Source organism: uncultured Dysgonomonas sp., assembly GCF_900079725.1.
Classification (GTDB): Bacteria; Bacteroidota; Bacteroidia; order Bacteroidales; family Dysgonomonadaceae; genus Dysgonomonas.
In genome coordinates, this window is record NZ_LT599032.1 from 2,357,869 (window position 1) to 2,372,544 (window position 14,676).

The window sequence follows — 14,676 nt, forward strand, 5'->3', positions numbered from 1 at the left end:
GACACAACTAAATCATTCTTCAGTAAGGTATTGAATACCTTACTGAAGAATTTTAACCCAATAATAATGAAACATATATTTTTATTCATATCAGCCATTCTATTATGCTCATTATCCGCTTGTGGTAAAGACAGTTTCAACGGAGAAGAAGAACCTGAAAAAACGGACGGATATGCACCGAAAGGCTACAGTCTGGTATGGAGCGATGAGTTCGACAATACTCCTAACGGGCTACCTGACAATAAATGGTGGTTCGAAACCGGGAACAACGGCTGGGGCAACAACGAACCTCAATACTATATCGACAGGGTATTGGGAAATGATACCGTAGCTAAAGTACGCAACGGAATGCTGACCATCACAGCTCATAAACTGACTACACCACATGAAGGGGCCGATATCATCTCGGCACGTATGAATACAGTAGAATCATGGAAATACGGCTACTTCGAAATGAGGGCTAAAGTACCCGGAGGAAAAGGTACCTGGGCTGCCTTCTGGATGATGCCGAAAAACTTTCAAAGCTGGCCTCTGGATGGAGAAATCGACATTATGGAATATGTAGGTTATCGTCCGGATGTAACACAGGCCTCGGTACACACCAAGGATTACAACCATGTAGCAGGAACAGAAAAAACGGCTACACGCACAGCTCCGGGAGCCGAGCGTAAATTTTATACTTACGGGCTGCTCTGGACAGAAGACAAGATAACAGCCTATATCGACGGTGTCGAATATTTTTCATTTGACAATGACCATGCAAACAACAAGAACACATGGCCGTTCGATGAACCATTTTATTTAAAACTGAATCTCGCAATAGGCGGCAACTGGGGAGGACTGGAAGGAATAGACCCGAATATATTCCCTGCCCGCTACGAAGTAGAATATGTCAGAGTATATCAAAAAGCAAAATAAATAATATGAACTATATGATCAACATATCAATCCTGTCTCTCACTATCGCATCTTTATTTGCATGCAGCGATGGTTCCGAAAATCCCCCGGTTGAAGATCCGAAAGGCGACGTTTCAATGTATGTAACTACCAGCAACCGCTCGCAGGATTTCAAGAAACAGGCTGTGGACTTCAGCGATGAGCAGTCTGCAATGTCTATCACATTGAAACCTACGGAACGTTTTCAGACGATGGACGGATTCGGGGCGGCAGTAACAGGATCCAGTGCATTCAACCTATTGAAAATGACAGCTGAGAACCGTAAAAAATTTCTTACAGAGACATTTTCTCCTACAGAGGGAATGGGATACAGTTATATCCGTGTTGCCATCGGTTGTTCCGATTTTTCACTGAGTGAATATACCTGCTGGGACGATAAGGAAGCCGGATTTGGCTTGACTCCGGAAGAAACCGACTATGTCATCCCCGTATTGAAGGAAATAATCACTATCAACCCTACTATAAAGATACTGGCATCTCCCTGGACTTGTCCCATATGGATGAAAGAACGGGTAGACGATAATCCTTGGACAGGCGGACACCTGAAAAAAATGTATTACGCAGACTATGCAGATTATTTCATTAAATGGATACAGGCTTTCAAGGCTCAGGGAATAAATATTACATCCGTTACTCCGCAAAACGAACCTTTGAATGATGGCAATTCGGCATCACTCCATATGGACTGGGAAGAAATGGGCGAATTTGTTAACCTGCATCTCGCTCCCAAAATCAAGGCGTCGGGATTAGGCACAAAAGTCTATCTGTATGACCATAACTATGATGTAGCCGATTATCCGCTCAATATTTACAAAAGTGGAGTAGACAATGACGTAGTGGCGGGAGCGGCATTCCACGATTACGGAGGGCAGATAGATGCGCTTAACTACGTTCATCAGCAAGCCCCCGGCAAGGAGCTTATCTTTACAGAAACATCCATCGGCACATGGAACAACGGACAGGACCTCTCCGTTCGCCTGATGGCTGATATGGAATATGTGGCTCTGGGAACAGTAAACCGTTGGTGCAAAGCCGTGATTGTATGGAATCTGATGCTCGACAGCGACATGGGACCTAACCGTCCGGGAGGTTGCCAGACCTGCTATGGCGCAGTAGATATTTTCAGAGGTAACTTTAAGGATATTAAACGGAATTCGCACTATTATATCATCGGCCATCTGGCCTCTGTAGTGAAGCCGGGAGCTACACGAATCGGTTCGGAAGGTAATACCGAGTCGGGCATTATCTATTCGGCTTTCGAAAATACCGACGGTACATATGCTCTGGTACTGATGAATAATACCAGCGGAAACAAAAAGATTACGGTAAACAGTGGCTCTAAAAAGTTTACTTACGAAGTTCCTTCGAGAGGTGTAGTATCTTATCGTTGGGCAAAATAGAGCCTCTTACAGGCTATCCCTAAAGAAGTAAATTATAGTAAAAAATAATAAGTTATGAAAGTAAGGAAACTAGGATTATTAGGCGCATTTATCCTATCCGGGGTATTCTCGGCAGGATATGCCCAGAATGATGTTGAAAAACGGGTCGAAGATCTTTTATCCAAGATGACGCTGGAAGAAAAAATAGGGCAAATGAATCAGGTCAGCTTCTTCGCCGTCGATGATAAAGCAATCGCCCAATACAGTGACGATGACATGGATACTTTCCTTGTCAGAATGGGTATTGCCGGAGGACAAGGACAGAAGAAACCTTCCGAAATGACCAAGGCAGAAAAAATAGCCCTCATCAAGGCAGAGGCCGCCAAGATGCTCGACAACAATATAACCCAACCTATCAGGAATGGTAAAATAGGCTCTTTGCTGAATATTACCGATCCTGAGATGATAAACAAACTACAAAAAGCCGCCTTGGATGAAAGCCGTCTTGGAATACCAATGATTATCGGGCGCGATGTCATCCATGGATTCAAAACGATATTTCCTATTCCGCTGGGGCAAGCGGCTTCATTCAATCCGCAACTGGTAGAAGACGGCGCTCGCGTAGCTGCCGTAGAAGCGCGTTCGACAGGTGTAACCTGGACCTTTGCTCCTATGCTCGACATCTCGCGTGATGCACGCTGGGGACGTATTGCCGAGAGTCTGGGAGAAGATCCATATCTGGGTGGGCAGCTCGGAGCTGCTATGGTTAGAGGGTTTCAGGGCAATGGTAATCTAGGCGATCCCAATGCTATCGCAGCCTGTGTAAAACATTTTATCGGTTACGGTGCAGCCGAAGGCGGGCGTGACTACAACAGCACAAATATACCTCCGCACCTGATGCGCAATGTATATCTGCCTCCTTTCCACAATTCCATCAAGGCGGGTGCCGCCACACTGATGACCTCGTTCAACGACAATGACGGAATCCCGGCATCGGGGAACGATTATATTCTGAAAAACATCCTTCGTGACGAATGGAAATTCGACGGATTCGTTGTATCGGACTGGGCTTCGATAGGTGAAATGATCGCTCACGGGTTTGCCAAAGACGACAAGCAGGCGGCTGAAATATCGGCTAATGCCGGTCTGGATATGGAAATGGTAACGGGTGCTTATCTCAAATACCTGCCCGAACTGATAAAAGAAGGAAAAGTGCAGATAGCAACAGTGGATAATGCTGTCCGCAACATCCTACGCATCAAATTCAGAATGGGATTGTTCGAGAATCCGTATGTAGATACCAAGAAAGCTTCTGTAATGTATGCAGATACCCATATGAAAGCCGCAAGACAGGCTGCTGTGGAATCTGCCATATTACTAAAGAACGATAATAATACATTGCCGTTGGCCGAAAATAAGAAAATAGCAATCATCGGACCTATGGCAAATGCTCCGCACGACCAACTTGGAACATGGATATTCGATGGAGACAAGAATCATACAGTAACACCGATAGGTGCCCTCAAAGGGGATTACAAGCATATTAGGTATGTGTATGAGCCGGCTCTGGCCTTTTCGAGAGAGAAGAATACTGCTAATTTTGAGAAAGCAAAACAAGCTGCGGCATCAGCCGATGTCGCTGTTGTTTTCCTGGGCGAAGAATCTATCTTGTCAGGAGAGGCTCATTCTCTATCAAATATCAACCTGATAGGAGTGCAATCAGAACTATTAAAAGCGGTAAAAAGTACGGGTAAACCGGTTGTTTTGGTTATCATGGCAGGTCGTCCTTTGACTATCGAACGCGATCTGCCTTTCGCTGATGCTGTGTTGTTTAATTTCCATCCCGGAACAATGGGTGGTCCTGCCATCTTCGACCTTTTGTTTGGAAAAGCAAATCCCAGTGGTAAACTTCCTGCTACATTTGTCCGCGAAGTAGGACAGATACCGATGTATTATAATCACAACAGCACAGGACGCCCTGCTCCCGAAAAAGTAATGGGTTTGGACGAAATAGAACTGGAAGCAGGACAGACTTCTCTGGGAAACACTTCTTTCTATCTGGATTCGGGTAAAGATCCCCTTTATCCGTTCGGATACGGACTCTCTTACAGTACGTTCGAATATTCGGGACTTATTTTGTCTTCGACCTCTATCCCGATGAACGGAACACTGACAGCGAAAGTGACGTTGAAAAATACAAGTAATGTAGATGGTACGGAAGTTGCTCAACTTTATGTTCAAGATATTGTAGGCTCTGTGGTACGCCCGGTAAGAGAACTGAAAGGATTCCAGCGTGTTGCATTAAAGGCAGGAGAAAGTAAAATAATAGAATTCAAATTATCGGCAGACGACCTGGCATTCTATGGTCGCGATTTGATTAAAAAAACGGAAGCGGGCGATTTTAATATTTGGATTGGTGGTGACAGTAACGCCCCGCTTAAGAGTACTTTTTCTGTGACAGAATAAAGTGGATTAACAAAAGGCATAGGAACACACATATATTTTTTCATAGTCATTTATCCTATGCCTTTTCTTTCATTAAAATAGAAAAGTTTATCTATAAGATATAACCAATGAGGGCGGGTTGTTAAGCTCTCCACTTGTCTTGTTATTTCCTGCTGTCATCCTGAGTGGAATGAAGGATCTCTTTCGGCCAAAGAGATGTTTGCCTCGCCTTCGCTTCGGCGATTTGCAATTCACTTCGCTCAACATGACAAAGAGAAAAAAGGAACAACAGGGAAAAAGTGAAAAATGTGTTACATATGTCACTTTTTTTAACAATTAAATATTTAAAGCAAAAGACCTTTATTTTATGAAAAAACTAATTTACATACTATTATTACCACTCATTCTCGGAAGTTGCCAGCCGAAAGAATCCTCGCCGGACAATACAGGGCGATTTCTGCGTGTGGACGGGCCTAACCTGATAAAACCGAATGGGGAAAAATTCCTTATACAGGGGATTAATCTGGGTAACTGGCTCAACCCGGAAGGCTATATGTTTTTCTTCGGGTCAGAAGCAGCCTCTTACAGGACGATCAACGAGGCTTTCTGCGAAATGGTAGGGCCGGATTTTACCAAACAGTTTTGGAAAGAATTTAAGAGGAACTATATTACGGAAGATGATATTAAATATATAAAACAGACAGGAATGAACTCCATAAGGATACCGTTCCATTACAAGCTGTTTACAAACGAAGACTATATGGGACTGGATTCTTCACATGACGGATTCGAACTTATCGACCAGGTAGTGGAATGGTGCCGTCAGCAAAACCTATATGTCATACTGGATATGCACGACGCTCCGGGCGGACAAACCGGGGATAATATAGATGACAGTTATGGCTTTCCCTGGCTGATGACGGACGAAGGCAGCAAGGCTCAATTTTGTGATATATGGAAGAATGTGGCTTCACACTATGCAAACGACACGATAATTTTAGGTTACGACTTGCTGAATGAGCCTATCGCACACTACTTTATGGAAGGTAATGCACACCTGAACGATTCACTGGAGCCTCTTTACAAAAGATGCGTGGAAGCAATCCGTACAGTTGACAAAAACCATATTGTCCTTCTTGGCGGTGCGCAGTGGAACGGCAATTTCAGTATATTCAAAGACTCTAAGTTCGACGACAAGCTGATGTATACCTGTCACCGTTACTGGTGCGACACATTACAGGCTAACATTCAGGACTTTGTACAATTCAGGGATAGTGTGAACTTACCTATATATATGGGCGAAACAGGAGAAAACACACATGAGTGGATAGCCGGATGGACCCGCCTGATGGAGCGCAATAACATAGGATGGCACTACTGGCCATATAAAAAAATGGTGCCTAACAGTTGTATGGTAACCATACCTAAACCCGAAAATTGGGATCTTATATCGGAATATACCAAACAAGACAGAAGCACTTTCGAGAAGATACGCAAAGTTAGACCAGATCAGGAATCGGTAAAAAAAGCAATGACAGATTTGCTGGAAAACATGAAGTTTAAGAACTGTACCAAAAATGAAGGATATACCCGAGCAATGGGAATGAAACCATAAAATAAAATGAGGTTCTTCACTTAAAGTGATGGGTTCATGTTAGATGAAGATTGGGAAGGGATTGTCTATAACGTAGGCAATCCCTTTTCTTATGAATATATTTGGAAAAGCTTTATCTATATATAGCTTTTAGCCGTTAGCTATTAGCTTATAGCTCTTTGAAGTTTTGGAATAAGTAGTAAGTTATATGAGATACAAGTAAACAAGACATGAAATACAAGTTGCTAACTGATGACTGTTCACTAATGAGATGCTTCGCTCTGTTCAGCAAGACAAACTAATTATTAATTTTTCATTCTTAATTATTAATTGTTTTTCCGTGTTACCCTTTATTGTCCTCTTGTTCTTTCTTATACGCCATCGACATGGCTATGGCAGCATATAATGTAAGGAGAGCTGCAATGAGCATCGTAACTACCCACCCGTTTATATTCATGAACAGAAGTACAGTAGATGCAACCATAAGCAATACGGCGAATATCTGGATATTGAAAAGCCGTTTACCGCGAAGGCTCTTGCCGGGATATGGAGTAATGACAGTAGTAGCGGCAAAACCGATTACACCTACAACCATTACATATTTGGCAATAGCAGCATCGAAGTAATAAATGATAGCAGCAAGAAGAATAAGGAGAGCCGATATCTGGAAAATGGAGTTCTTTAGTTTTGGATTTATTTTCATCAGTGGATTTATTCTATAAGGAAAACGTCCTCATCGGGTTTCTTCATCAGGTAATTCTCCCTGGCAAACTTCTCAATACGGTCTTTATCCGACTGAAGTTCCTGCAATTTTTGCTTATCTTCGATTGTTTTATTGCGATAATGCTCGATCTGGCTGTTAAGCTCCATGATCTTGGCATCGTAACTAAAACGGGCAAAAATACTGCTCTCGCTTATAAAGAAGCCAAATATAATGATAACCAGAATTATAAGTAGTTGAACTTTTGTATATCTGGATATAAGATAGTTGAATGCTGATTTCAGAATAGCCATAAGTTGAAAAGAGATTAAGTCAATACTGTTTGATTAAACTCACATTGCAAAGATATATATTTGTACTTATATTCAAGTATCGATGGAAACAAAAGATAACATAATAAAGAAATACAGGAACTATTTATTGCTGGAAAAGTCTCTTTCTCCCAATTCGATAGATGCATATATGACCGATCTGGATAAGCTTTCCGGCTTTCTGGAAAACGAAGTACTGAAAGCGGAAGAGGTGAAACTCGACGATTTGCAGCAGTTCATCGCCCAGCTTTACGATTTAGGAATCAATGCCCGGTCAGTAGCCCGCATTATATCGGGCATAAAATCGTTCTATAATTTTCTGGTTTTGGATGGCTATATGCAGGCAGATCCCACAGAACTTCTGGAAACGCCGAAAATAGGATTAAAGCTACCGACTGTACTATCACTTGATGAAATAGAAAAGCTGATGTCTGTAATTGACCTCTCCACAAAAGAGGGGCAACGCAACAGGGCTATCCTGGAAGTCCTCTATAGCTGTGGCTTGCGTATATCGGAACTTACGAAGCTGAAATTCTCTGATCTGTTTTTCGATGAAGGTTTTATAAAGGTGGAGGGGAAAGGTAGCAAGCAACGGCTCGTACCCATCTCTCATACTGCAATAAATGAAATCGAAAAATATCTGTACTACCGAAGGGAAATGGACATAAAGAAAGGATCGGAAGACATTCTCTTCCTAAGCAAGAGAGGGACAGCCATTTCCCGCATCATGGTGTTCCATTTTATAAAGCAATATGCAGATCAGGCCGGAATAAAAAAGACAATTAGCCCTCATACTTTCCGGCATTCATTTGCCACACATTTGCTCGAAGGGGGAGCTAATATACGGGCTATACAGTTGATGCTGGGCCATGAGAAAATCACAACAACCGAGATATATACTCATATGGACAGAGAATATCTTCGCCAGGAAATAATAGAACATCATCCTCGCAATAAAAAATGAACCTCCAAGTTTATTAATATATTTTTATTATATCTTTGTTCAGATGTTTAATTAATCACAAGCACAATTTTATGAAAAAGAGATTCTTTTCAGTGGCTGCAATAGCTCTTGCAGGAACACTACTATTCAGCTCATGTATTGGTTCATTCAATCTTTCGAAGAAAGTATTGGCATGGAACCAGACTATAGACAATAAGTTCGTTAACGAGGTTGTATTCGTTGCATTATGGATCGTACCTGTGTATGAGGTTTGTATGCTGGCCGATATCCTGGTTATCAACTCCATTGAATTCTGGTCGGGTGAGAATCCTGTTGAAGCGGGGATTGTAAAAAAGGTTCAGGGTGAAAACGGAGTTTATACCGTTGAAACACTGGATAACGGATACAATATCAAGAATGAAGAAGGACAGGAAATGGAACTTGTTTATGACAAGACTACCAATACCTGGAGTGCAGTCGCTAATGGCGAATCAACCAAGGTTCTTAAATTCGAAGACGAAAAGAATGCTATCGTCTATCTTCCAAATGGAAAAGAACAAAAGGTGGAACTTTCCAACGATGGAGTTCTTGCTTTTCGTCAATCCATTGAAAATGCAGTATTCGTTGCAGCAAAATAAGATCGGATAATCATTCTTAAATTATAACCGCCCCATACTAAATCATAGTCGGGGCGGTTTCTTTATCCTTGATAATCTTTTAATCTCTTTGTGTAATTCCTTTCAGACTGTCTGTCCTGAATGGAGCAGCAGGAAATCCTTCCGAATTGAACAAGTTTACATCCGGATTATTAGACCAGCTGTAACGAACAGATACAGGCTTAGATATATTATCGGAATAGACAATAACCTTATCTCCCTCAATATAAGTTTTAGCCCACACAAACTTGTTATCTGCTCCGGCGATTGCAAATCCTTCTATGTAACCGTATTTGCTTGTAGATTTGAGCCCTTTTCCTATATTGTTGAAATGGATGGTAGCCTTATTGCCATTTATTTCCATCGATTTGAATGTAGGACCGGAATAGATTACCGTTTTGCCGTAATCTTTGTTCAAAGCATTCAAGGCTAAGCGAAGTCCCACATCCTGCTTGTTACGAGGATGGATATCGTTGGCTTCCCCTATATCTGTAATCACTGCCTCACCTGTCTTTGGTAGAGATAAGGTCATACTTTGAGCTTCCCGTAATTCAGCCCAGTTACTATCCTGAGGAACATCGTCTTTTGCCATAAAATTGGCCAGTTGTACCCAGTAGAATGGAAACTCATAACCCCATTTTGTTCTCCAGTCTGTAATCATATTCGGGAAGAGCGTACGGTAATTATAAGCCTGTCCTGCGTTATTCTCTCCCTGATACCAGATAGCACCCTTAATGGCATATTGAATAATCGGATTTATCATTGCATTGTAGAGCAGGGATGAATACATATTCGGAGAAAATTCTACATAGTTGAAAGCTTTATTGCTTACCGCTACCTTGTACAACCATTCTCCGGCCAAAGGATATGACTTTCCACCGGCATCCAGAGTAAGCTCTTCAGGTTTTCCATATAAGCCACCGCCACCGGCATTATCCACAACTTTTACCGTTATGATATTTTGTCCTGCTTTAAGGACATTTGCCGGAACTGTATACAAACGATTGATATTATGTCCGTTCGTCTCTCCAACTTTGATCCCGTTTATCCATGTTACATCATTATCATCGATAGGGCCTAGCTGTATTGTTCCGGATTTTCCTTCAACACTCTCCGGAAGTGTGAGAGTGTATCTGAACCATAAAATACCATCTACAGCAGCTAATTCTCCATCCCAAAGTTTCGGTACCTGCATTTTCTCCCATGTGCTTGTATTGAGAGAAGGATTAAACCATGATTCCACTATTCCGGGGTCATTAAGCATAGCTTGAGTAAATGCTTTTTTCCCCTCTTCGCTTTCTTTAGCAAATTTGTCAAAATCTGTGATATTAAGAGCCTTGTATCGTTCTTTAAAGATATCACCCAACTTACTAAAAGATTCGGGACTAGTCCATGTTTCTATATCTGTACCTCCCCACGATGAATTAATTATTCCAATCGGAACATTCAGTTCCTGATACAATTTGCGGGCAAAGAAGTACGCAACAGCTGAGAAATCACCTACAGTTGCAGGAGAGCATACCTCCCATGAACCATTAAGATCAGATTTAGGTTTCATATTCAAATCTTTCACAACATTGAATGCACGTATTTCAGGAAAATCGGCATTGCTGATCTCTGATTTCGCATTCATCGAGCTTTTTACCTGCCATTCCATATTCGACTGTCCGGAACAGAGCCAGACCTCTCCGATAAGAATATTTTTAAAGGTAATACTATTATTTTTCCCTTTCACCTGCATAGTGTATGGTCCTCCGTGAGACACAGGCGTTAACAATATAGTCCAATTGCCGTTTTTATCGGCTTTTACCTTTTTTTGCTGATCGAGAAAACTTATTTCTACCGTTTCATTCTTATCAGCCCAGCCCCATACCTTTATGGGCTTATCACGTTGGAGCACCATATTATCTGAAAATATGCGAGGTAGTTTCACTTCTGCATGCAGAACAGAAAAAGTAATGCTAAAAAAACAAATGAGAAAAGTGAGATTTTTTTTCATAATGTAAATTGATATTAGATAATGTAAAATAAGTACTAAATAATTATTTTACCAAATACATAATAAGCATATTTAAAGTAAACTCCGTTAAATATTTGATATTTGTATATATCAAGAATCAGAAAAAGTAAAAGGTAACACGGAAAGCAATTAATAATTAAGAATGAATAATTAACAATTTTTTCCCTCGTAACCCGTAACTGCCCGACGGGCGAAGTAACTCGTAAATAATTTTACAGTCATCAGTTAGCAACTCGTATCTTGTGTCTCGTCTACTCGTATCTCATATAACTTTCAACTTTCTACTTATCCCAATACTTCAAAGAACGCTAAACTATCAGCTATATCCTATAGATAAAGATATTCAAGAAAGATAGGCCTATTTTATATATAATCGCCCTCAAAGTAATTTTCCAGTCTGATATATTCTTTCTAATTTTATTTCTCATAATTAAACAATATGCTACGGGATTTTGCAGCTATAGATTTTGAAACCGCCAACGAGCAAATGTCAAGTGTTTGCAGTGTGGGTATCGTAATTGTCCGGAACGGAATTATCTGTGACCGCTTCTATAGCCTTATACAACCGGAACCAAATTATTATACTTACGGAAACAGCAATGTACATGGCCTTACATATGAGGATACTATAAATGCTGATATTTTCTCAAAAGTATGGATGCGGATAGAGCCTTTAATTGGAGAACTGCCCTTGGTAGCCCACAATAAAGGATTTGATGAAACCTGCCTGAAAGCCGTATTTAAGACCTATCGAATGGATTATCCCGATTACAGGTTTTATTGCACGCTGGCCGCATCGAGGCGTCAGCTACGTCATCTGCCCAACCATCAATTACATACCGTAGCCGATGACTGCGGATATATACTTACAAACCATCATAATGCACTTGCCGACGCTGAATCCTGTGCAGAAATTGCTTTACAGTTATTATAAAACCATGCATTTCGTGCATGATGATTACACCTGAAAATGAAAGCCTGAAAATGTTTTTCATAAAAAGACAAGCAACATTTTTCAAAAAACCGTATATTTGATAATAACTAACAATTGAATATATGGTTCCAAAATCGGATATGAAGCTGGCAGTCCTTATAGATGCCGATAATATACCCTACTCCAATATAAAAGGTATGCTCGACGAAATAACCAAGTTCGGAATACCAACCATTAAGCGCATCTATGGCGATTGGACAAAACCTTCTGTCTCGGGATGGAAACAACCCTTGCTCGAACATGCCATAACCCCGATACAACAATATAGCTACACTACAGGAAAAAATGCAACAGACTCTGCTATGATCATAGACGCAATGGATATATTGCATAGCGACAAGGTCGACGGTTTTTGTCTTGTATCCAGCGACAGTGACTTCACCCGCCTGGCGGTACGATTGAGAGAATCCGGTATGTTCGTTCTCGGATTAGGCGAAAAAAAGACTCCTAATCCTTTTATCGTAGCCTGTGACAAATTCATTTACATAGAAATACTTGAGAATTCGGATAACCAGCAGAACACGCAATCACCCGGAACATCGACAGAAACCAAGGGCAATAATATCGAACCTGTAAATAAAAAACTTATCCAACTACTCAAAAGCACAATACGTGATGTAGCTGATGATGATGGTTGGGCATATCTCGGCGAGGTCGGTAACCTGATCATCAAGAAGCGTCCCGATTTCGACTCACGTAACTATGGCTTCCCAAAACTAACCCCTCTGATAAAATCGCAGAAAAAGGTTTTTGAAATAGATGAACGTGACATAGACAAAAGCCGAACAAAGCTCATTTACGTGAAAATAAAAGAATAGAATTCTTCTAAATTTTATAGCTTTGATATCGTTGAATAAATATTTACTGTTTTTATTCAACAGCACATCATTTGTTTTCTTGTAACTTGCAACAACCCACAGACAAAGTAACTTATGATTATTTTGTTAAAACCTGACATATCTGACACTTTTGCACAGTTTTCATAATATCAATTTCCGCTTCTTAATCCGTTAATTTTCAAATTTTCTTCAACTCTCTCATAGAATTCAAAGACTGCCTGCATTAACATATTTGCTCATTGATATATTCATCAATCGGTGCATTAAAATAATATAGATAATTGGTTTAGGAAAAAATATGAGAATAAGGAATCTTAGTGGCAAAAGTCGAGAATTGATCAGGTTTACAAATGTTATAATATTATAAAATATGTAACAGAGCCTTTAGCCAGCCCTGCTTCCAGCATTATTTTCCGTATATTGTGAAAAATCAACAAAATATATCAAATTTTTAACATTAAGATGGACAGAGTATTGAAATCATATACTCTCCACAACTTCCTTTCCATTCCCCAGATAGCATCGTTATCCGAGGAAATGGTAAAGGATATCGAAGTTGTAGGAAGAGTATTACCATTTAAAACCAACAACTATGTGGTGGATGAACTGATAGATTGGGATAATCTTGACACCGACCCTATTTTTACATTGAACTTCCCAAGACGGGGCATGCTAGAGAAGAAGCACTATACAGCAGTGGAAAGGCTTCTGAACGAGCAGTCTGATGGAAAAGAACTAAATGAGAAAATACAACAGATACGGTTATCCCTCAACCCTAATCCGGCAGGACAAGAACACAATGTGCCTTATTTGGGAGAAATAAAGCTGAAAGGTATTCAGCATAAATATCCCGAAACGGTCTTATTCTTTCCCAGTCAGGGACAGACCTGCCATGCGTATTGTACCTTCTGTTTCAGATGGCCGCAGTTTTCAGGAATGAGCGGACTGAAATTTGCAATGAAAGAAGCCGACTTGCTCTTCAAGTACCTGCGTCTGCACAAAGAAGTCACCGATATACTATTTACAGGTGGTGATCCCATGATAATGAATACCTCCACGCTGGAGGCTTATATAAGACCTCTCCTTGAACCGGAGTTTGACCATATCCGAACTATCCGTATCGGCACAAAATCTCTGGCATACTGGCCATACAGATATCTGACCGATAAAGACAGCGATGATATTATCCGCCTGTTCGAGTTGGTAAATCGTTCGGGGAAGACTCTTTCTCTTCAGGCCCACTTCAATCATCCGAGAGAACTATCTACCGAAGCCGTCAAGCAAGCCATCGCCCGCATTCGTTCGACAGGATCGCAGATACGCACCCAGTCCCCTCTCCTGCGCAATATCAATGACAAGCCCGAACTATGGGCCAAAATGTGGCGCAAACAGGTCGATCTGGGATGTATCCCGTATTACATGTTCATTGCACGCGATACCGGATCGAAACATTATTTCGAATTGCCACTGGAAAAATGCTGGCAAATATTCCGTCGCGCCTACAGGCAGGTTAGCGGTCTGTGCCGTACAGTAAGAGGTCCCAGCATGAGCGATCATGCAGGAAAGATACAAGTACTGGGCGTGCAGGAAATAAAGGGAGAGAAAATATTCGTCCTTCGCTTTATACAAGGGCGAAACCCTAAATGGGTGGATATCCCCTTCTTTGCCGAATACGACCCGAAAGCAACATGGTTCAATCAGTTAAAGCCTGCCTTTGGCGAAGAGAAATTCTTCTTTGAAGAACAACGGACTAAATTGGAAGCTACTAAGCCATTCTTATTCGAATAGCCACTGCTTAAACATAAAGGGCAGCTTCG

General features: G+C 41.1%; 12 protein-coding genes. 9 read left to right on the forward strand and 3 right to left on the reverse strand.

The features are described 5' to 3' along the window. Window positions 1-66 precede the first annotated feature (66 nt). The 4 genes from QZL88_RS09695 to QZL88_RS09710 all read left to right on the forward strand — a co-directional run bounded on the left by QZL88_RS09695 (window position 67) and on the right by QZL88_RS09710 (window position 6,396). On the forward strand, window positions 67-918 hold the full coding sequence (locus QZL88_RS09695; protein WP_296940576.1) for a glycoside hydrolase family 16 protein: 852 nt from the start codon (window positions 67-69) through the stop codon (window positions 916-918). A 14-nt stretch (window positions 919-932) separates the two neighbouring features. Then, complete coding sequence (locus QZL88_RS09700; RefSeq protein ID WP_296940579.1) at window positions 933-2,357, forward strand: glycoside hydrolase family 30 beta sandwich domain-containing protein; 1,425 nt, start codon at window positions 933-935, stop codon at window positions 2,355-2,357. Between the two features lie 54 nt (window positions 2,358-2,411). Then, entirely contained in the window at window positions 2,412-4,802 is a 2,391-nt protein-coding gene (gene bglX / locus QZL88_RS09705; RefSeq protein ID WP_296940581.1) for a beta-glucosidase BglX, read from the forward strand. A 346-nt stretch (window positions 4,803-5,148) separates the two neighbouring features. Further along, window positions 5,149-6,396 (forward strand): glycoside hydrolase family 5 protein, encoded by a 1,248-nt coding sequence (locus QZL88_RS09710; protein WP_296940583.1) that lies wholly within the window; start codon window positions 5,149-5,151, stop codon window positions 6,394-6,396. Between the two features lie 322 nt (window positions 6,397-6,718). Here the strand turns inward: QZL88_RS09710 and QZL88_RS09715 are convergent, their stop codons facing one another. Then, entirely contained in the window at window positions 6,719-7,078 is a 360-nt protein-coding gene (locus QZL88_RS09715; RefSeq protein WP_296940584.1) for a hypothetical protein, read from the reverse strand. Between the two features lie 8 nt (window positions 7,079-7,086). Beyond that, entirely contained in the window at window positions 7,087-7,389 is a 303-nt protein-coding gene (locus QZL88_RS09720; RefSeq protein WP_296940586.1) for a septum formation initiator family protein, read from the reverse strand. 82 nt (window positions 7,390-7,471) lie between these two features. Between QZL88_RS09720 and xerD the strand changes: the two genes are divergently transcribed. Both xerD and QZL88_RS09730 read left to right on the forward strand, forming a co-directional pair. After that, a complete protein-coding gene (gene xerD, locus QZL88_RS09725; protein ID WP_296940589.1) occupies window positions 7,472-8,371 on the forward strand; it encodes a site-specific tyrosine recombinase XerD in 900 nt (299 codons plus the stop codon). A 71-nt stretch (window positions 8,372-8,442) separates the two neighbouring features. Beyond that, window positions 8,443-8,988: a DUF3332 domain-containing protein gene (locus QZL88_RS09730; RefSeq protein ID WP_296940591.1), complete on the forward strand. Its 546-nt coding sequence runs from the start codon at window positions 8,443-8,445 to the stop codon at window positions 8,986-8,988. A 79-nt stretch (window positions 8,989-9,067) separates the two neighbouring features. On the opposite strand, the gene QZL88_RS09735 is transcribed toward QZL88_RS09730, so the two are convergent. After that, window positions 9,068-11,005 (reverse strand): sialate O-acetylesterase, encoded by a 1,938-nt coding sequence (locus tag QZL88_RS09735; RefSeq protein WP_296940596.1) that lies wholly within the window; start codon window positions 11,003-11,005, stop codon window positions 9,068-9,070. A 460-nt stretch (window positions 11,006-11,465) separates the two neighbouring features. Here QZL88_RS09735 and QZL88_RS09740 point away from each other — a divergent pair, with 460 nt between their 5' ends. The 3 genes from QZL88_RS09740 (at window position 11,466) to QZL88_RS09750 (ending at window position 14,647) form a co-directional block, all read left to right on the forward strand. Then, window positions 11,466-11,960: a 3'-5' exonuclease gene (locus QZL88_RS09740; RefSeq protein WP_296940599.1), complete on the forward strand. Its 495-nt coding sequence runs from the start codon at window positions 11,466-11,468 to the stop codon at window positions 11,958-11,960. A 122-nt stretch (window positions 11,961-12,082) separates the two neighbouring features. Continuing rightward, on the forward strand, window positions 12,083-12,838 hold the full coding sequence (locus QZL88_RS09745; protein ID WP_296940601.1) for an NYN domain-containing protein: 756 nt from the start codon (window positions 12,083-12,085) through the stop codon (window positions 12,836-12,838). Window positions 12,839-13,321: 483 nt separating this feature from the next. After that, window positions 13,322-14,647: a lysine 2,3-aminomutase gene (locus QZL88_RS09750; RefSeq protein WP_296940603.1), complete on the forward strand. Its 1,326-nt coding sequence runs from the start codon at window positions 13,322-13,324 to the stop codon at window positions 14,645-14,647. The last annotated feature ends 29 nt before the right edge of the window (window positions 14,648-14,676 follow it).

Bases quoted from the DNA above. Each gene is read 5' to 3' on its own strand.
- QZL88_RS09695 (WP_296940576.1), top strand. From the start codon at position 67: ATGAAACATATATTTTTATTCATATCAGCCATTCTATTATGCTCATTA.
- QZL88_RS09700 (WP_296940579.1), top strand. From the start codon at position 933: ATGATCAACATATCAATCCTGTCTCTCACTATCGCATCTTTATTTGCA.
- bglX (WP_296940581.1), top strand. From the start codon at position 2,412: ATGAAAGTAAGGAAACTAGGATTATTAGGCGCATTTATCCTATCCGGG.
- QZL88_RS09710 (WP_296940583.1), top strand. From the start codon at position 5,149: ATGAAAAAACTAATTTACATACTATTATTACCACTCATTCTCGGAAGT.
- QZL88_RS09715 (WP_296940584.1), bottom strand. From the start codon at position 7,078: ATGAAAATAAATCCAAAACTAAAGAACTCCATTTTCCAGATATCGGCT.
- QZL88_RS09720 (WP_296940586.1), bottom strand. From the start codon at position 7,389: ATGGCTATTCTGAAATCAGCATTCAACTATCTTATATCCAGATATACA.
- xerD (WP_296940589.1), top strand. From the start codon at position 7,472: ATGGAAACAAAAGATAACATAATAAAGAAATACAGGAACTATTTATTG.
- QZL88_RS09730 (WP_296940591.1), top strand. From the start codon at position 8,443: ATGAAAAAGAGATTCTTTTCAGTGGCTGCAATAGCTCTTGCAGGAACA.
- QZL88_RS09735 (WP_296940596.1), bottom strand. From the start codon at position 11,005: ATGAAAAAAAATCTCACTTTTCTCATTTGTTTTTTTAGCATTACTTTT.
- QZL88_RS09740 (WP_296940599.1), top strand. From the start codon at position 11,466: ATGCTACGGGATTTTGCAGCTATAGATTTTGAAACCGCCAACGAGCAA.
- QZL88_RS09745 (WP_296940601.1), top strand. From the start codon at position 12,083: ATGGTTCCAAAATCGGATATGAAGCTGGCAGTCCTTATAGATGCCGAT.
- QZL88_RS09750 (WP_296940603.1), top strand. From the start codon at position 13,322: ATGGACAGAGTATTGAAATCATATACTCTCCACAACTTCCTTTCCATT.